The sequence below is a fragment of the Pseudidiomarina terrestris genome, from assembly GCF_030466375.1.
In the GTDB taxonomy this organism is placed as follows: domain Bacteria; phylum Pseudomonadota; class Gammaproteobacteria; order Enterobacterales; family Alteromonadaceae; genus Pseudidiomarina; species Pseudidiomarina terrestris.
In genome coordinates this window covers 119,728-138,183 of the sequence record NZ_JAGGJE010000005.1, presented here as the reverse complement: position 1 = coordinate 138,183, position 18,456 = coordinate 119,728, and the positions used below count along the sequence as shown (strand labels likewise).

At 51.5% G+C, this 18,456-nt stretch carries 16 protein-coding genes; 8 read left to right on the top strand and 8 right to left on the bottom strand.

Annotated elements, in window-relative coordinates; genetic code table 11:
- The first annotated feature begins 40 nt into the window (after window positions 1-40).
- The 3 genes from J6J28_RS11305 (at window position 41) to J6J28_RS11295 (ending at window position 2,881) form a co-directional block, all read left to right on the top strand.
- Entirely contained in the window at window positions 41-865 is an 825-nt protein-coding gene (locus J6J28_RS11305) for a S1/P1 nuclease (protein WP_301721831.1), read from the top strand.
- 1 nt (window position 866) lies between these two features.
- Window positions 867-2,222 carry a 30S ribosomal protein S12 methylthiotransferase RimO gene (gene rimO, locus J6J28_RS11300; RefSeq protein WP_301721829.1) on the top strand — a complete coding sequence of 452 codons (1,356 nt, stop codon included), beginning with the start codon at window positions 867-869 and terminating at the stop codon, window positions 2,220-2,222.
- A 104-nt stretch (window positions 2,223-2,326) separates the two neighbouring features.
- Window positions 2,327-2,881 carry a DUF805 domain-containing protein gene (locus tag J6J28_RS11295; protein ID WP_301721827.1) on the top strand — a complete coding sequence of 185 codons (555 nt, stop codon included), beginning with the start codon at window positions 2,327-2,329 and terminating at the stop codon, window positions 2,879-2,881.
- A 14-nt stretch (window positions 2,882-2,895) separates the two neighbouring features.
- On the opposite strand, the gene J6J28_RS11290 is transcribed toward J6J28_RS11295, so the two are convergent.
- Complete coding sequence (locus tag J6J28_RS11290) at window positions 2,896-4,308, bottom strand: DNA recombination protein RmuC (RefSeq protein ID WP_301721826.1); 1,413 nt, start codon at window positions 4,306-4,308, stop codon at window positions 2,896-2,898.
- A complete protein-coding gene (locus J6J28_RS11285; protein WP_301721825.1) occupies window positions 4,301-5,812 on the bottom strand; it encodes a fumarate hydratase in 1,512 nt (503 codons plus the stop codon). The genes J6J28_RS11290 and J6J28_RS11285 overlap by 8 nt, the downstream gene beginning before the upstream one ends.
- A gap of 120 nt (window positions 5,813-5,932) precedes the next feature.
- Here J6J28_RS11285 and pabB point away from each other — a divergent pair, with 120 nt between their 5' ends.
- Genes pabB through J6J28_RS11270 form a run of 3 tightly spaced genes read left to right on the top strand, consistent with a single transcriptional unit; the run spans window position 5,933 to window position 9,244 of the window.
- On the top strand, window positions 5,933-7,261 hold the full coding sequence (gene pabB, locus J6J28_RS11280) for an aminodeoxychorismate synthase component I (protein WP_301721824.1): 1,329 nt from the start codon (window positions 5,933-5,935) through the stop codon (window positions 7,259-7,261).
- Window positions 7,258-7,851, top strand: a complete 594-nt coding sequence (locus J6J28_RS11275) for a CoA pyrophosphatase (protein WP_301721823.1) — start codon at window positions 7,258-7,260, stop codon at window positions 7,849-7,851. Before pabB ends, J6J28_RS11275 begins: the two co-directional genes overlap by 4 nt.
- Window positions 7,852-7,870: 19 nt before the next feature.
- Window positions 7,871-9,244, top strand: coding sequence for an L-serine ammonia-lyase (locus J6J28_RS11270; RefSeq protein WP_301721821.1), 1,374 nt, complete (start codon window positions 7,871-7,873; stop codon window positions 9,242-9,244).
- Window positions 9,245-9,272: 28 nt separating this feature from the next.
- On the opposite strand, the gene cysB is transcribed toward J6J28_RS11270, so the two are convergent.
- A complete protein-coding gene (gene cysB, locus J6J28_RS11265) occupies window positions 9,273-10,247 on the bottom strand; it encodes an HTH-type transcriptional regulator CysB (protein ID WP_301721819.1) in 975 nt (324 codons plus the stop codon).
- An 80-nt stretch (window positions 10,248-10,327) separates the two neighbouring features.
- Here cysB and J6J28_RS11260 point away from each other — a divergent pair, with 80 nt between their 5' ends.
- On the top strand, window positions 10,328-10,663 hold the full coding sequence (locus tag J6J28_RS11260) for a translation initiation factor (protein WP_301721818.1): 336 nt from the start codon (window positions 10,328-10,330) through the stop codon (window positions 10,661-10,663).
- Here the strand turns inward: J6J28_RS11260 and J6J28_RS11255 are convergent.
- The 4 genes from J6J28_RS11255 to J6J28_RS11240 all read right to left on the bottom strand — a co-directional run bounded on the left by J6J28_RS11255 (window position 10,649) and on the right by J6J28_RS11240 (window position 17,153).
- Entirely contained in the window at window positions 10,649-12,292 is a 1,644-nt protein-coding gene (locus J6J28_RS11255) for an ATP-binding SpoIIE family protein phosphatase (RefSeq protein ID WP_301721816.1), read from the bottom strand. The genes J6J28_RS11260 and J6J28_RS11255 overlap by 15 nt on opposite strands.
- A 25-nt stretch (window positions 12,293-12,317) precedes the next feature.
- Window positions 12,318-12,623, bottom strand: coding sequence for an STAS domain-containing protein (locus J6J28_RS11250; protein ID WP_301721810.1), 306 nt, complete (start codon window positions 12,621-12,623; stop codon window positions 12,318-12,320).
- Window positions 12,624-12,774: 151 nt separating this feature from the next.
- Window positions 12,775-14,058 (bottom strand): amidohydrolase family protein, encoded by a 1,284-nt coding sequence (locus tag J6J28_RS11245; protein WP_301721808.1) that lies wholly within the window; start codon window positions 14,056-14,058, stop codon window positions 12,775-12,777.
- Window positions 14,059-14,060: 2 nt separating this feature from the next.
- Window positions 14,061-17,153, bottom strand: coding sequence for an amidohydrolase family protein (locus J6J28_RS11240; protein WP_301721806.1), 3,093 nt, complete (start codon window positions 17,151-17,153; stop codon window positions 14,061-14,063).
- Window positions 17,154-17,342: 189 nt separating this feature from the next.
- Here J6J28_RS11240 and J6J28_RS11235 point away from each other — a divergent pair, with 189 nt between their 5' ends.
- Window positions 17,343-17,807, top strand: a complete 465-nt coding sequence (locus tag J6J28_RS11235; RefSeq protein WP_301721805.1) for a c-type cytochrome — start codon at window positions 17,343-17,345, stop codon at window positions 17,805-17,807.
- A 2-nt stretch (window positions 17,808-17,809) separates the two neighbouring features.
- Here J6J28_RS11235 and J6J28_RS11230 read toward each other — a convergent pair whose 3' ends face one another.
- Window positions 17,810-18,436 (bottom strand): cytochrome b/b6 domain-containing protein, encoded by a 627-nt coding sequence (locus J6J28_RS11230; protein WP_301721802.1) that lies wholly within the window; start codon window positions 18,434-18,436, stop codon window positions 17,810-17,812.
- Window positions 18,437-18,456: the final 20 nt, after the last annotated feature.

Below are 18,456 nucleotides of genomic sequence, written 5' to 3'. Positions count from 1 at the left end.
CTAAACTTGTATCTCTCAACACTATGGTTTGTCTAATACAATGAATCCTTTTTCTTCTTCTCTAGCGACAGTTACCGCGCTAACGCTGGCGTGTGCCAGCTCTTTGTATGCCACGGATGCTCAGGCATGGGGCAAAACGGGTCACCGCATCACCGGAAAAATTGCCGAATCCTACCTTAGCGAGGATGCGCGGGCGGCCATAACCGCATTGTTAGGCCCTGAGTCGCTGGCGGAGGCGTCCACTTATGCCGACGAAATGCGCTCCAACCCGAGTGAATTCTGGCAGGAAACGGCGAACCCGTTCCATTACGTCACCCTGAATGAGCCCCATAATTACCATGCTGAGGACTGTCCTCCGCAAGGCGACGCTATGAGCGCTTTAACTGAATTCACAGCAACCTTGCAGGATCCGCAGGCGAGCCGCGACGAGAAACAGCTGGCCTTACGCTTTATTGTGCATATCATTGGCGATTTACATCAACCCCTGCACGTGGGTTCAGCCGCGCTTGCTGATCGCGGCGGCAATGATGTCAAAGTGGTCTTTTTTGGCGAGCAGAGTAATCTCCACCGCGTATGGGACTCTGGCCTGGTGGATCATCAGCAACTTTCCTATAGTGAATTCTCGCACTGGCTGCAACGGAAAATCAGTGTGCAGCAAGCCGCATCCTGGGCCACACCCGATCCCTACACCTGGATTAGCGAGAGTTCAAAGCTTCGTGATGAGGTTTATCCGGAGACCGATGAGCCCTACCTGGGCTGGGATTACGTTTACAACTACACCCCAGTAATGAAAACCTGCCTGCAGCAAGGTGGAGTGCGCATTGCGGCTTACCTGAATCACGTTTTTGCCAAAGGTCAGAGTTAATATGAGTGTCGAGTCATTTGTGCCGGAAACAGCGCCGACTGCCGTGCAACCCAAAATTGGCTTTGTTAGCCTCGGCTGCCCGAAAAACCTGGTCGATTCAGAGCGAATTCTTACCCAGCTTCGCACCGAAGGTTATAACATCGTCAATACCTATGACGGTGCGGATATGGTCATTGTTAATACCTGTGGCTTTATCGACAGCGCGGTGCAGGAGTCGCTGGATGCTATCGGCGAGGCACTGCATGAAAACGGTAAAGTTATTGTCACTGGGTGTTTAGGTGCCAAAGACGATGAAATCCGTGAAGTGCACCCAAATGTACTGGCCATAACAGGTCCTCATGCCTACGAAGAAGTCATGGGGCATGTCCATACTTATGTACCCAAACCGGAGCGCATTCCGTTTGAAAATCTGGTTCCTGAAACTGGTGTGAAACTGACCCCGCGCCATTTCGCCTACCTGAAAATCTCTGAAGGCTGCAACCACAGATGCACATTCTGCATTATTCCATCCATGCGCGGCGACCTGATCAGCCGCCCGGTGGGGGATGTACTTGCTGAAGCGCAGCGGCTGGCGAATGCTGGCGTAAAGGAGTTACTGGTTATTTCTCAGGATACCAGCGCTTATGGGGTCGATGTGAAACACAAAACTGGTTTCTGGGACGGACAACCGGTCAAAACCCGCATGCTAGAACTGTGTGAAGCCCTCGGCAAACTCGGTATCTGGGTGCGTTTGCATTACGTTTATCCTTACCCCTCGGTGGATGAGGTTATTCCACTGATGGCAGAAGGTAAACTGCTGCCTTATCTGGATATTCCTCTGCAGCATGCCAATAAACGCATCCTGCGTCTGATGAAACGCCCCGGCTCTGCGGACCGTACTCTTGAACGTATTCAAAACTGGCGCAAGATTTGTCCCGAATTGACCATCCGCAGTACTTTTATCGTCGGCTTCCCCGGTGAAACAGAGGAAGAGTTCGAGGAGTTGCTGCAATTTTTACGCGAAGCTCAGCTCGATCGGGTCGGTTGCTTCACCTACTCTGACGTGGAAGGCGCAAAAGCCAATGATTTGCCTGACCCAGTGCCAGAAGCAGTAAAGCAGGAGCGCTATGCGCGTTTCATGGAAGTGCAGCAAGAGATCAGTGCCGCGCGTTTGCAACAGAAGATTGGCCGCACCTTGCAGGTGCTGATTGATGATGTCGATGCCGAAGGCGCTGTCGGCCGCAGTTACGCCGATGCCCCTGAAATCGACGGTCTGGTCTTCCTCAATGGCGAATATGACGTCAAACCTGGTGACATTGTTGCCGTGCGTATCGAACACGCAGATGAATACGACCTCTGGGGAACCAGAATCAGTTAAGCGTTTCGCGTAAGCTTGAAATGACGTATTGCTGTCGTAAAACTGACGTCGTCCTCGCTGAAAATTTCGCCTAAGCTCAGGTCATTGTTCAGCGAGGAATACTAATGAAAATCGACACAGCAAAGATCTTACAACTTCGCCAATTCCGCGGTTGGTCGCAACAGCAACTTGCCGATATCGCTGGGATAACCTTACGCACCGTCCAACGCATAGAGGCGTCAGGTGCAGCATCACTCGAATCAATACAAGCTCTGGCTGCAGCCTTTGAGGTTCCCATTAGTGAACTGGCCGACGAACGTAAGGCGCAGACCTCAGAGGCAATACCGCAGGCAGTTTCGCAACAAAAACCCGACTGGCGAGACCGTTTGATTCAACTCATTGATTTTTCAGGTACGCTTAACCGGGCAGACTATTGGCGATTTTTCTTAATTTCTGCGGTAAGCTTGGGATTAGCGACTCTGGTGCATCCCATACTTGCGGAAGCACTAGGGCTACTGGTAGTGGTTCCACTTATTGCGTTTGGATCCCGCCGCTTACGTGATGTGGGAGTCAGTGGTTGGTGGCAGTTGCTTGCTTTGGTGCCTTTTGGCGGTTTAGTCGTATTATTCCTGTTAGCGTTACCACGTGGCTACTATCAAAAAGCAACCACGCAGCAGTAACCAGACTCACCGCCTCATGACTCGCTTTCGTCGTCGAGTAACTTATTATCAAGTTTCTTCGAGGTCTGGACGCCCATATCTTTAAACTTCTCGACGCGGCCAATTAAGTTGCCGCGTCCGGTCGAGAGCTTATTCATGGCGCCGTCGTAGTTCCGGCGCGCCGAATCCAGACTGTTGCCGATCTTTTGCATGTCTTCAATGAAGCCGACAAACTTATCGTAGAGTTTACCTGCGTCCGTCGCGATTTGTTGTGCGTTACGGTTTTGATACTCGTACTGCCAGATGTTGTTCACTGTCCGCAATGCAACTAACAAATTGGTTGGGCTCACTAACATGATGTTATTGTCCAGCGCCAACCGGATCAGTTCAGGATCGCGGTCAACCGCCAGCAGAAATGCGGGCTCAATAGGGATGAACATAAGCACGTAATCCAGCGTTCGCACACTTTCAAGTTGCTGATAATTCTTCTTACCCAGCCCCTTAATATGCGCGCGCAAAGAATTCACATGTTCATTCAAAGCCGCTTCACGGGCTTGCTCATCATCACTGTTGAAATAGCGCTCGTAGGCAACCAAGGATACTTTTGAGTCAATCACCACGTCTTTGTCGTTCGGTAAATGCACCACGACGTCAGGCTTAAAGGAACGACCGTCTTCATCGCGGTGATGACTCTGGGTTTCGTATTCGTTGCCTTCACGCAACCCTGACTGGTTCAGAATGCGCTCAAGTACCACCTCACCCCAATTGCCTTGAGTTTTGGTGTCACCTTTGAGGGCTTTAGTTAACGCCTCAGCCTCTGATGCCATTTGCTTGTTCAGATCCTGCAGTGACGTGATCTGTTGAGTCAATGAGGCTCGCTGCTTGAGCTCTTCAGTGTACTGCGATTCAACTTGCTTTTTAAAGGCTTCCAGCTGTTGTTTGAAAGGCGCCAGCGTAGTTTCCAGAGTTAGTTTGCTATGCTGCTGTAAGCGTTCTGACTTTTGCTCAAAAATCTGTTGGGCCAAACGTTCGAACTCTTTTTTCATGCGCTCTTCGCTGGCTTCCAGTAATTTTTGCTTTTCTTCGGCATGTTTTAGCGTACTTTCCAGTTTGCTCTGCGATGCAGCTAAATCAGCTTGCAACTGACTACGTTGCTGCTGCGCCTGCTGCACCTGCTGCTCAAGCTGCTGCTGCGCCTGCTGCACCTGCTGCTCAAGCTGCTGCTGACGCTGCTGAGCCTGTTGTAGCTGTTGCTGGTTGCGCTGCTCCGTCCGCTCTGCCTCAAGTTGAAGTTGTTGCTCTCGTTGCAAGGCGACCTCGTGCTGATGCGCCTTATCCTGCGCCAGCCGCGCCAGCTTTGGTCGTTGCAGCAACCAGCTCAAACCCGCGCCTACTGCCAGCGCAACCGCGCCGGCAGCTAACCATTGCCATGTCAAAAGACTAAGCATTTGCACCTTCCAATTTCACCCGCCAGATGGCCGGGCCAGTTTCGTGGGCATTTTCGCCAGTACTGTCAACGGCTACCGTCACAGGCATATCTTCCACGTCAAACTCATAGATGGCTTCCATACCTAAATCTTCGAAGGCAACTACTTTGGCCTGCTTAATGGCTTTCGCAACCAGATACGCAGCCCCGCCGACTGCCATCAGGTACACCGCTTTATGTTGCTTAATGCTCTCAACCGTGGCCGGTCCGCGTTCCGCTTTACCAATCATGCCAAGAATGCCGGTTTTGTCGAGCATAAGGTCAGTAAATTTATCCATTCGAGTCGCCGTCGTTGGACCCGCTGGGCCGACAACTTCATCACCCACCGGATCCACGGGACCTACGTAATAAATAAACTTGTTGGTGAAGTCCACCGGCAGGCTCTCACCATTATCGAGCATATCTTTGATACGTTTATGGGCAGCATCGCGACCGGTCAACATTTTACCCGACAGCAATACTGTCTCACCGGTTTTCCAGGTCTCAATGTCAGCCTGTGTCAGCTCATCCAGATTGACACGACGCGCGTCATCACCCAGCTCAAAGGTGATATCCGGCCAGTCTTCCAGCTTCGGTGGCTGAAGGTCAGCAGGGCCGGACCCGTCCAGGGTGAAATGAGCATGGCGGGTGGCTGCGCAGTTCGGAATCAAAGTCACAGGCTTTGACGCCGCGTGTGTCGGCGCAGTTTTGATTTTCACATCCATGACCGTAGTGACGCCGCCAAGACCCTGCGCGCCGATACCTAGTTTGTTGACCCGCTCGTAAATTTCCAGGCGCAACTCTTCTTCTGCACTTTGTGGTCCGCGCTCCAGTAATTCCTGAATATCCACAGGATCCATCAAGGCCTCTTTGGCCAGCACTGCCGACTTTTCGGCGGTACCGCCAATACCAAGTCCAATCATGCCCGGCGGACACCAGCCGGCACCCAGTTTCGGCATCGTCTCCACCACCCAATCGGCAATCGAATCGCTTGGGTTGAGCATGACCATCTTAGATTTGTTTTCTGAACCGCCCCCTTTCGCAGCAATCATGACCTCAACATTTGCGCCCGGGACCATGTCAATATGAACCACTGCAGGAGTGTTGTCACCGGTATTCTTACGCTTTCCAGCAGGGTCAGCGACAATAGACGCACGCAGCGGATTCTCGGGATTGGTGTACGCTTGGCGAGTGCCCTCGTCCACCATCTGCTGCACCGTCATATCCGTCTTATCCCATTGCACTCCCATGCCGACTTTCACAAAACAGGTCACGATACCTGTATCCTGACAAATCGGCCGATGTCCCTGGGCTGCCATACGTGAATTGGTCAGTACCTGCGCGATGGCATTCTTTGCTGCCTCGCTTTCTTCTTTGTGATACGCCTTTTCCAGCGCTTGTACAAAGTCCAGCGGGTGATAATAGGAAATATACTGCAGCGCGTCCGCAATGCTTGCTACGAAATCGGCTTGCCGAATGGTGGCCATGACTACCTCTACATCATCGGGTTATAATTGGCGGCTATCATAGCGTTTTCATGGCACGCTGACCAGTTTTCACCTGGCTTATGTTAAGCTATCCGTAAATCGTTCTGGAGTCGTTACACTGTGTCGATTACTGCTGTTTCTATTGACTTGAAAGTAGAATTTGCCGAGCTTTTTGCTGCCATTGCAGACGAGCCCTGGGCGCTTTTGCTGGATAGCTGTGAGCATCCACAAAGTGAATACGATTTTATTTTCCGCCAGCCCGAGCAAACCCTTACGGTCAATGATAACTGGCCGGAACAGCTGCGCCAGCTGCAAGCGCAGTTGCCCGCTTATGATGGACCTGCAACGGTGCCATTTCGAGGCGGGCTTGCCGGTGCTTTCAGTTACGATGCAGGGCGCGCGCTTGAGCATTTGCCCAGTCAGGCTGAACGCGATATCGCGCTGCCTGAGGTGGCTGTAGGGCTGTATTCCCAGGCGCTGATCCGCTGCCGTAAAAGCGGCGCAACCTGGCTGGTCGGGCGCAGCGACGAGATTACAGAACTGAGCGCCTTTTGGCGTAAGCAACTGGAGCAGAACACGCCGGGCAGCAAGCTCTTTCAACTTACCGCCGATTGGCAGAGCAACATGAGTCGCGCCGATTATCTGCAGAAGTTTGTCCGCGTGCAGGACTATCTGCATGCCGGGGACTGTTATCAGATTAACCTCGCACAGCGCTTCTCAGCACCTTTTTCAGGTGACCCCTGGGCAGCGTACCTGCAACTTCGCGCAGCTAACCAGGCGCCCTTTTCTGGTTTCATGCGCCTATCTGATGGGGCTATCCTCAGCCACTCCCCCGAGCGTTTCCTGCATGTGTCCGCAACAGGGCTGGTACAAACCAAACCTATTAAGGGCACGCGCCCTCGTGGTAAAGACTCGCAAACCGATTCAGCGCTTGCTCATGAACTGCAGCACGCCGCTAAAGACCGAGCTGAAAACGTGATGATTGTTGATCTGTTACGTAATGATTTAAGCCGCGTTTGTCAGCCAGGCTCGGTGCAGGTACCGAAATTATTTGCCATTGAGAGTTACCCTGCGGTCCACCATTTGGTCAGTACCGTTGAAGGGCAACTGGAAAGCCCGCAACAGGCACTGGAGCTTGTTGCCGCCTGCTTCCCGGGCGGGTCGATTACCGGCGCACCAAAAATACGGGCGATGGAGATCATTGACGAGCTTGAGCCTCATCGCCGCAGCTTCTACTGTGGCAGTCTTGGCTATATTTCGCAGCATGGTGAGACCGATACCAATATCGCAATCCGCACTCTGGTCGCTTGCAATCATACTATTTACTGCTGGGCCGGAGGCGGCCTGGTGGTGGACTCCGATGGCGCGGCGGAGTACCAGGAGACCCTCGATAAAGTGGCAAAAATCCTCCCGGTTCTGAGCAGCACGCTCGAGGCAGACTCAGCATGACCAAAGACGAATTTCTGCATCGCTTTCAGTTACATCCAACGCGCCAGGGAAAGCGTCCTGTGCGTAAGCGGTTACGTCCGGCAGCGGTCTTAATTCCGCTATGGGAGCGCGACGGGGAACTACAGTTAGTGCTAACTCAGCGCGCAGCAAATTTACGTCATCACGCCGGACAAATCAGTTTCCCCGGTGGTCGGCAGGAACCTGCTGACCGCTCGCTCTATGAAACTGCGTTACGTGAAGCCCACGAAGAAATCGCACTGGAGCCGAGCGCGGTCACCTTAGTCGGTCAATTACAAGACTACCCGGTCATCAGTAACTTTCTGATCCGCCCTTACGTTGCCTTCATTGACCCGCAGCATCCCTTGCAGGCCGATCCCCGTGAAGTCGCCGAAATCTTTACCGTGCCGCTCAAGCATGTTTTGCATCAACAGGAACATTTTGCCTACCGCCTAAGGCGTTTTTTGTACGATCAGGTATACTTTATTCCATATCAGCATAGAAACATTTGGGGAGCGACGGCCGGAATTTTGCGCGAATTGGCCGATCACGTGTATCCTGAAAGGCATTCATTTTTTCGTTCTCTCAACTAATAGGTTAACGATAACAGTTATGATAAGTGTTTTTGATATCTACAAAGTGGGCATCGGCCCATCAAGTTCCCATACCGTCGGCCCGATGCGAGCGGCGTTAGAGTTCCTGCGCGCGGCCGACGAGGCTGTCGGACTTGATCAGGCAACCACTATAAAAGTCGAATTATTCGGCTCTTTAGGTCAAACCGGTAAAGGCCATGGCACGGGTAAAGCAGTCATCCTTGGCTTGGCTGGCGAAGAACCTGAGACCGTAGATACCACGTCTGTCGATGAGTTTCTGGCTAACACCGAGAAAACTCAAAAGCTTAAGCTATTGGGCGAACATGAGATCAAGTTCCCTCGCGAAGGCGCCATTACTTTCCACCGCCGCAAGACCATGCCGCGCCATGCTAACGCTATGGAGCTGCGCCTGTATAAAGGCGATGAAGTGATCTACAAAGACCTCTACTATTCCATCGGTGGTGGTTTTATTGTTCGTGATGCCGACTTTGACGAGACGCTCGAAGAAGCAATTGAACAGTCCAGTCAACCCATCCCCTATCCTTTTGATTCAGCAGCCGAATTGCTTGCTCAATGCCAGGAGCACGGCTTGCGCATCAGCTCTTTGATGTTAGCTAACGAAAAAGTGTTCCGCAGTGAAGCTGATATCCGTAAAGGTTTAATGCATGTCTGGAAAACCATGGACCAGTGCATCGACACTGGCATTAAAACCGAGGGTATTTTACCCGGAGGCCTCAAAGTTCGTCGCCGTGCACCTGGGCTGTATCAGCGGTTGCGCAATGAGCGCTCAGCTGATCCCATGCAAACAATGGACTGGGTAGATTTATTCGCCCTTGCCGTCAATGAAGAAAACGCTGCTGGCGGCCGTGTCGTTACTGCGCCAACCAACGGTGCCGCTGGCATTATTCCGGCGGTGATGAAGTACGCCGATAAGTTCATTGGTGAATTAGATGAAGAGACCGTCGTCCGCTTCCTGCTAACCTCTGCTGCGATTGGTATCCTGTACAAGAAAAATGCCTCGATTTCCGGCGCAGAAGTTGGCTGTCAGGGTGAAGTAGGCGTGGCCTGCTCAATGGCAGCAGGTGCCCTTGCCGAACTTATGGGGGGGAGCGTGAGTAACGTTGAAAATGCCGCCGAAATTGGCATGGAGCATAATTTAGGTTTGACCTGTGATCCAGTTGGTGGATTGGTACAGGTTCCTTGCATTGAACGTAATGCCATGGGCGCTATTAAGGCCATCAATGCGGCCCGGCTTGCCCTGCGTGGTAGCGGTGATCACAAAGTATCGCTGGATAAAGTCATTAAAACCATGTGGGACACCGGCAACGATATGAAAACCAAATATAAAGAGACCGCTCGCGGTGGTCTCGCGGTGAATATTATCGAGTGCTAACGAACCTTAGGTGGCACCACCTATGCTATTACAATGTAGGTAGTTGCACTGAATTAAACAGGCGATCAACAGCTTCTTGAGTACGTTGTTGCATCGCCTCTTCCACCACACTCTTGGTCAGGTGCGGCGCGAAGGTTTCAATAAAATCGTACATGTAGCCGCGTAAAAACGTGCCTTTCCGAAAACCAATCTTCGTCGTGCTGGGCTCAAAAATATGCTCCGCAGGCAGCGCGACCAATCCTTTATCATTGCTTTCATCAAAAGCCATGGTCGCCACTACCCCGACACCTAAGCCCGCTCTCACATAAGTTTTAATTACATCTGCATCCGTTGCGGTAAAGACCACATTGGGCTCAATGCCAGCCTCATTAAAGGCTCTGTCTAATTCCGAGCGACCGGTAAAACCGTGCACATAAGTCACGATTGGATGTTCGCCAAGTTGCTCGATGGAGACCTTTCCGACGCTGGTCAGCGGATGATCCGTGGGTACAATGATAGAACGATTCCAGTGGTAGCAAGGCAACATCATTAAATCCTGATACAAATGCAGCGCTTCCGTGGCTATCGCAAAGTCGGCCTTGCCTTTCGCTGCTGCCTCGCTGATTTGCTCAGGGGAGCCCTGATGCATATGCAGGGATACCCGCGGATAGCGTTCCATGAATTGCTTTATTTTTGCCGGAAGAGCATAACGTGCCTGGGTGTGAGTTGTGGCAATATTGAGCTTGCCCTGGTCGGGTAACGTATGCTCGCTGGCTACAGCTTTGATACTATCGACTTGTGCAAGTATGCAGCGAGCAATTTCGATAACTTCCTGCCCGGCTGCGGTGACATGGGTCAGGTGTTTGCCACTACGCTCAAAGATCTGAATGCCCAACTCATCTTCCAGCATTCTGACTTGTTTACTGATACCGGGTTGTGAGGTAAACAGACTTTCTGCGGTCGCTGAAACATTCAGGTTATGATTTAATACTTCGACGATGTAGCGCAGCTGCTGTAATTTCATAGAAAGACCCAGTGTCGTTGCTTATTCTAAAAATATATAACACGTTGGCTATTTATTCCAAGATTTATATAGGAGGTTTTGTGTCTAGCTTGTCTGAACAACTCAAAAATTTAGGCTTTGAGGCCTCCGCTGAAGCACCTCAGGAGCAGAGTAACACTGCAGCGAGTATTGATACCAGTATCCCGGTTCGGATTCAACGACAAACTAAAGGCCGTAAAGGAAAAGGGGTGACTGTCATCATGGATCTACCCACAGACCCTCAGCTCCTAAGCGATTATGCCAAACAGCTACGGAAACAGTGCGGCGTAGGTGGCAGTGTCAAAAACGAAACCATAGAGCTTCAGGGTGACCAGCGCGAGGCAAGTAAGGCTTTTCTCGAACAACAAGGCTTTAAAGTCAAACTAGCTGGAGGTTAAGTAGTAGCCGAACGAAACTTCCCGGCCTTCATCACTCCAGTTAAGGTCACAAGCCAGCTGTTGCAACAAATCCAGACCACGTCCGTAAGGCAGGCTGGTTTTGTCGAGACTCGCTAACTCAGCCCTGGCCCAGGGCAAGCCGGTGTTGCGGACAGTAAACTTAAGGTAGTTCCGGCGCTGCTCAAAACACACCTCAATACTGATGGAGCCTGATGTCAGCGCCTGCAGACGATCTGCTCGTAATTGATAGTAATACGCGAAGCCCTCGGGATCATTTTTCATGCGTGAGTCCAGGCCAAGTAAACCATGCTCCAGTGCATTATTAAAAACTTCGGCTAACAGCAAGTAGATAGTGGTACGGTGGGCATGCAGTGCCGGCAAACGACCTAAAATTCCCAGTATCGAGGCCACCACATCGATTTGTTGCAGGTCTTCAGCGTCCAGAACGGTGGAAAAAACAAAGGGCAACGCCTGAAGTTCAGGCCCAATTTCGGGCGGTTCCAGGCCAGTAGGGCAACATTCAAGTATGGCCAGCGACACGTCATCCTGAAGCGGTTGGCTACCGCGAAAATTTTCAAGCTCAGCCACTAATCTGTCAAAATTAGCGGTCCCGGGATAGGTCTGGATAATTTCTTCAAATGCATCCATGCCCAGAAACTCATCCCGCTGGCTGAGCATTTCGATGACGCCATCGGTATACATCGCTATCGTATCATCGGTGCGAGTACTGATGGTCGCCACCTGGCTATCAAAGTCATCAACACTTAATACGCCAAGCGCCATATGTTGAGCTCGCAGTCGGTGCTTCACCATGCCATCGGGACCAAAAACTAACGCCGGCGGCATCCCCCCGTTCCAGTAGGTCAGGCGCTTGCCACTCGCCGACAGTTCCATTAAAAAGCAGGCACAGAACATATCACTGGGTAACAGCCGATGCAGCCGATAATTAAACTCGACCACCATTTCTGAGACAGAAACGCCACGATCGGCCATGGCAAAAAATGCTTGTGACAGAGGCAATGCCCCGGTGGCAGGGGCTAGACCATGACCCGTGAAATCGGCCATCAAAATATATAAGTTACCTAATGGACCTGGGGTGATTAAGCATAGGTCGCCATTAAACTTAGATGCCGGCGTTAGCAAGGTTCGAATATGTTCGTAGTGCGTAAAATTACGACTTAAAGCATTACGAAAGATGTGTTCTATCAACTCATGTTCACGTTCGACCCGTTGCGTGTGCCAAATCAAACTCTCACGCACAGCGTTTAATTGCCGGGCGGTATTAAAGCTATTTGCCATCAGGTCGATACGCTGCAATAGAACGCCGGTTTTTTCCGGCCATGACAGTACGTCGCCGTGCCACCTCAAGCTGGACTCTAGATCACTTGCACGAGGAAGGATGAGCAATTGCTGAGGACAGCGCAGGGGCGATAAAAGTTGTGGTACCAGTTCACTGGTCACCACGAGCGTGGGATGCACGTGGTTAAGATCTGAGCGCCAGTCAGAGAGGTTTTTAACTCGAACGCGCCGAGCGACGCGAAGACGCTGAAGTTTTTCAACAACTGAGATGGCAAATTCTGAACCATCCTGAAAGATGTCAATAACAATTTGCTGGGACGGCTTCAGCATCGGCGTTGCCTCTGCAAGGTGATTGTTATTCGATGGTAAACAATTTGTCGAAGCGTGAAATATCGAGAATGTTTTTTACTTCGGGACGGCTATTAATGATGTGGATACCTTTGACCCCATCACTCAAGGCTTTGCGCATATTAAGCAGCATCCCTAAAGCTGAGCTATCCAGGTATTCCGTTTCACGTAAGTCGATGTAGACCGTAGGCTTTTCGTCGCCAACTGAGCTGTAAGCGCGACGAAACTCCTGGACCAGGCCAAAGTCGAATTTGCCGTGCACTGCAATAGTGAGCTCTTTGCCATCATTTGAAACATGACGAGTGATCGACATTAGTCACCTACTTACCTTGTTATTATTAGATTAGACAGTTGTGAATAGTGCCAACACGAAGCGGCAAACACAAGCCTCAGCCGCCAATTATACGGAGAAATTCATAAAAAAAGCCGGTTTCGCTGAACCGGCTTTTTTCTTAACTTTCTGCTTAAGGTTTTTGCTGATATTTATTATAGAGTTGCAAGTGACGATTGTTTAAATCGACCAGCCGCCCTTCAATAAATAACATATCGACCTTTTGTCCGATCGGGTCTAACAAGTCGCCATCAGAAATAACCACAGTGGCTTGTTTACCCACATCCAGTGAGCCGACACGATCAGCAACGCCCATAAACTCAGCTGGCGTCAAAGTAATTGCCCGCAGTGCAGCTTCTTTATCAAGACCATAGGCAACTGCATTGCCCGCGGCAAACGCCAGGTTACGCACATCCCAGTAGCCCGGATAGCTGATGGCAAAGTCTACGCCTGCTTGTGCCAGTGTTGCTGGCGTCGAAAAGGCCTGATCGAAGGCTTCGTCATGCCGCGTTGGCAAGCCAAATGGCGCGCCATACACGACACGAATCTCGGCGGCAGCTAACTCATCAGCCATACGCCAGGCGTCACGAGCCCCCATAAGTACCCAGTCAAAGCCAAACTCTTTGGTCAGTTCCATAGCTTCCTGGATCTGACGTTGGTCGTCCGCGTGTACGAAAAGCATGCCACTGCCATCGAACAGTCCGAGCATAGCTTCCCAGCGCAAATCGGTACCTTTTAACTCACCGGCCTGCTTGGCATCGTAATAGGCTTTTGCTTCGATAAAGGCACGTTTAAGGTTCTTACGCGCTTCCGCATTTGCTTTACGTTGCTCCTCGGGTGAACGCGTCTCCCACCAGGAGTTACTCACACCCACTCGTGGCCAGTTCACATGAACACCGATATCCAGGCGCTCGCCCGCATCCTCATACGTCCAGCCATCCAACTGCAACAGGCTTGAACGACCCGTGATGAGCTCGCCCTGAGGAACGATCTGCGCGTGCGAAATACCGTTATAACGAATGGTCGGTATAACTTCGGAGTCCGGATTGTAAGCCACATGACCGCTCACCTCAGGGGTGACGGCGCCGGTTTCGTCGGAGTCTTCAGTCGCACGAACTGCTTCAATTTCCTTCAGACCCAGGGTGGTATCCATGGCAATGACGCCAGGATACAAATGTTTCCCTGTGACATCGATCACCTGCGCGCCTTCCGGAGTCGCAAGGTTTTTGCCCATGGCACTAATTTTGCCGTCAACCAGCAATAAATCAGTGTCTTGCTTAATACCATTGGTAATGGTGTAAAGAGTTCCACCTTGCAACAAAATCGGTTGCTGCTGCGGCTCACCAGGAACAATGTCATGCGCTGCAGCACTCAGGGTAAGGCTAGCAGCAGCAACTGCTGTCATTAGTTTTTTCATTATTAGTGTCCTCCGTGGCTATGCGCAGTAAAGGTTTGTAGCCATGTGTCATGCTCAGTATCGCAATGCCAGCTAGGTTGCTCACGCTTGTAGCCATTTTCCGCGCCATTGCTTGCCGCAGGATCAGCCAATACTTTCTGCATCAATGCTTGCTTCTCATCTTGCAACTCGGCACGCAATACCTGGTCACGCTCACGATCAAAGAAATTACGCGCATTGATCCAGGTCTGTTCAACCCGTGCATAAGAACTCAATGGATGGTTGTTCCAAATGACGAAGTCAGCATGCTTACCTTCAGTGATACTACCCACATATTGGTCGACTTTGAGCTGCTTCGCTGGATTTAAAGTGACCATTTTTAAGGCTTCATGCTCAGACATACCACAGTAGGTAACTGACTTGGCAGCTTCAGTGTTAAGACGACGCTGCAAGTCGTTGCTGTCTGAGTTGATACTGGTTAAGACACCTTTTTCAGACATCAGGCAGGCATTTTGCGGAATCGCATCATAAACCTCGAATTTATACGCCCACCAATCTGCGAAAGAGGAACCACCGGCACCGTGTTTCGCCATTTCTGACGCTACTTTGTAGCCTTCCAGAATGTGCGTGAAGGTGGTCAGGGTAAAGTTAAAGTCTTCCGCCAGGCGCAGTAACATCAGGATTTCTGATTGCACGTAGCTATGTGCATGCACAAAGCGCTCGCGATCGAGGATTTCCAGCAAGGTCTGCAGACGATAATCCGGGCGAGGTGGTGCTGTTTTGGCACGCTCACTGCGGCTTAACTTTTCATAGGCCTGCATCCGCTCACGATAATCCAGCGCGGCGGTAAAGCCATCACGCATCAGCGTTTCAACACCCATGCGAGTTTGCGGATAACGTGTGCTCAACCACGATGGATAACGGCTTTGTTTGACGTTCTCACCCAATGCGAACTTAATCGACGGTGGTGCGGCGTCAAATTTCATCTGGTCTGCGGTTGCACCCCAGCGCAGTTTAATGACTTGTGCCTGACCGCCGATAGGGTTTGCCGAGCCGTGCAAAAGCTGCGCCATAGTAGTACCGCCAGCTAAGGACCGGTAGATGTGAATATCATCAGGATTGACAACATCACCGATGCGAACTTCTGAAGTGATAGCTTCAGACGCTTCGTTAACGCCACGATCAATGGCGATATGAGAGTGTTCATCAATGATACCGGGCGTGACGTGCATGCCAGTTGCGTCGATGACGGTATAGCCCGATGGCGTACGCAGATCTTTGCCGACGCGGTAGAACTGACCGTCGCGAACCAGAATATCAGCTTGCTCGAGAATGCCCTGCTCGTCTGCAGTCCATACTGTTGCGTTTTTGATATGCAGGTTTTGCCGCTCAGGCAGGCCATCGAGTCCGTAGGCAACGTTTGGATAGGTCAAACGGCTGACATAGTCGGTATGGGCCTGATCAGCGCTCTTTTCACTCTCGGCAGTCATCTGCTCCGCAGTGTCACGGCTACCGCTGAAAGTTAACTCACGGCCATCAGGGCCTACTGCGACGCCAGCGTAGTTTTGCTCAGCTGTTTGTTCCAACTGCATGCGCCAGGTGCCGGCAACGCCAGCGAACTCTGTATCCACAACAAAGGACAGCTTGCTTTCGTCACGGCGGCTGGAACGTAACTTACTACGGGTGTCACCGATCACCAGCTCGCCACCGACTTTGTCGTCGCCTTTGAGTTCAAAGGTCACCGCTTGATTGGCGATAGTTGCTGCAATCGAACCGTTAAAGTCGGCTTTACGTAATGGCGCCAGTTCTTTCTCTTCACCTTGCAACCAAACAGACTTGATAGTCCCCGAGGTGAACAAGTCGCCTTCGGCAACCACGAAGTCAGCCATGTAGCCGGGGGCAATTTTACCGGCCTTATCGGCAACCCCAGCAATACGTGCCGGAACTGTTGTCAGCGCGGCCAGAGCGCGATCTTTGCTTAGCCCATGCTGCACGGCTTTGCGCAGATTGGGCCAGAACTCATCCGCTTTTTTCAACTGATGTAAAGTAAAAGAGAAGTCGATATCGGCCGCCGACAGGGCTGCCGCGTTACCTGGTGCCCGCTCCCAGTGACGTAAGTCTGCCAACTCAACATCCAGGTGATCGTTAACCCCCGATACATCGGGTGCAGCCGGAAAGTTTAGTGGCAGGATCAGCGTCGAATTAGTCGCTTTAATCGCGTCCAGACGCGCGTACTCAAAGTTCGAGCCGACATAGGTTACAGGTACGTCGAACTCACTGAATACAGTGTGCGCACGCAATAGCGACTTATCGTCAGAAACGGTAAAAACGAAGCCCTCTTGCTCGACCGGCCCTAACTCAGCTAACGCCGCGTTGTATTCGACAGGACCGTTGTAGGCATCTTTGCCATAGGCTTGCTCGTACCAGTTGGCGTCAGAGAGCGTTTGGCGAATCAAGGCAATCGACCCCATCAGCGAGTTCGGATACTGCTGTTGTGATGTGCCTTTATCGAAGGAACCAAAGTGACGTCCCTGGGCTTGATACACCACGTTGTTGACGATTTTATCTGCCAACGACAAGGTGACCGCCTGCCCCTGGAAGATACCGTCTAAACGGGCACTCTGGACAGCGGTGAAGCCTTGCTGAATGTAATCTTGAGCGCTCTTACTATCGCTCGCAGCGTTATCGACCCACTGCACCTGGGCGTGAATAGCGTCATTCGCGGCATTGCCACCTTCACGCTTATTGTTATATTCAGGTCGCGTCGAGAACCACGGCCCGCGCTGCTGTTTTTCCGGTTGAGGAACGCCGTAATTACTGTAGGCGTCGATAAAGCCTGGATACACTGTATGTCCTGACAAATCGACCACACGAGCACCTTCGGGTGCACGGTTGTTAGTATTGATGCGTTCGATTTTGCCGTTGCGAATAACCAGTGTTGCGTTTTCAATGGTTGTTCCGGGCTCGGTCACGATCGTCGCATTTTGCAGTGCGACATAGCTAGATGAGTTGTCGTGCAACCCTTGCACAGTGGTGGTTTGCGATGCTGATACCAGCGCTGGAAGCGCTGCACACATCGCAACCGCCAACTTGCTGAGGCGGTTACTGCTAATCATCGGCGTCCCCTTTATAAGGTTGGTCTGTGTTTGTGTTATGGTTTTTACTGACATCTTACTTAGCTTACATTAACGGCAGGGATAAGCTGAAAGCAATCCTTTAAAGGATAAACAGCTTAGTTAAGTCGGTAAAGCGTTGTAGTATCTGTTAAGAAGTCACTTCGAACAGCAACAATAAGGAAAACACAGATGTTCTCGAAAGCCATCCGCACTTCATTAATCGTCGCAGCCACCCTGGCCAGTGCCACGGTCGTTGCACAGCACGCGTTTAACGACGCCGATAAAGCCGTAGAGTACCGTCAAAAAGCACTCTCAGTGATGCAGAATAACTTTGCCTATATGGGCGATATGCTCAAAGGCGACATGCCATTTGATCTCAGCATTTTTAACGAGCGCGCTGAAGTGGTCGCAAAAATGGCCTCGGTACCTTGGGTGGGATTTGCGCAAGAAGGAGCCATGCCAGGCGCTAATACTGATGCGCTGCCGGCCATCTGGGACAACTGGGAAGATTTTCAGGAGCGCGCCCAACAACTGCAAACCGACGCCGATAATCTGCTTGCCGCGGCAAGAACTGGCGATCAACAACAGATGCGCGATGCCTTTATGACCACGGCGAAAAGCTGCAAAGGTTGTCACGATCAGTACAAAGACTAAGACTAACCCCAATAATACCAGGCAATGGTGGCCAGCACGGCTGCCATTAGCCAGGCCCAACCACTGGCATACAAGCGCGGCGCCTGCTCCAGCTTGCGTCTGCCATGCACCATAGACCCAAGCAGATTCTCACCGCGCAGACGGTAGACCAGAATAGCGACAACATGTACGCCAATAAAAGTGAGCAGTACGTTGAAGTTCAACTTATGAATATCCGTCAACTGGCTCTGGGTCTCACTGCTGACAAGACTCGCCAACGGACCGGAGAAAAAGATTTCGTCGGTGGCGAACAGTCCGGTTCCCAATTGCACAAAAATCAACGACCATAAAAGCAGCACGGCCCAACCACCGACAGGGTTATGGGTTTTGCCCGCTTGATAGTTGCCACTGCGCAGCTCTTTCAGGTGTTGCCAAAATGCACGGGGGCCTTTGACAAAGGTGGCGATGCGGGCGTTAGGGCTTCCGGCCACGCCCCACATCATTCGCGCCAGCATTAAAGCGCCGACACCAATAGCAATACGCAAGTGCCACTCCATGTAGGCATTTTCAGCAGTCCACCACAAGCCGCCTATAGCTACGACCAGTAACCAGTGATAACCACGTATAAAACTATCCCAGACCTTAACCATCCCAAAGCTCCGTTTGCGAA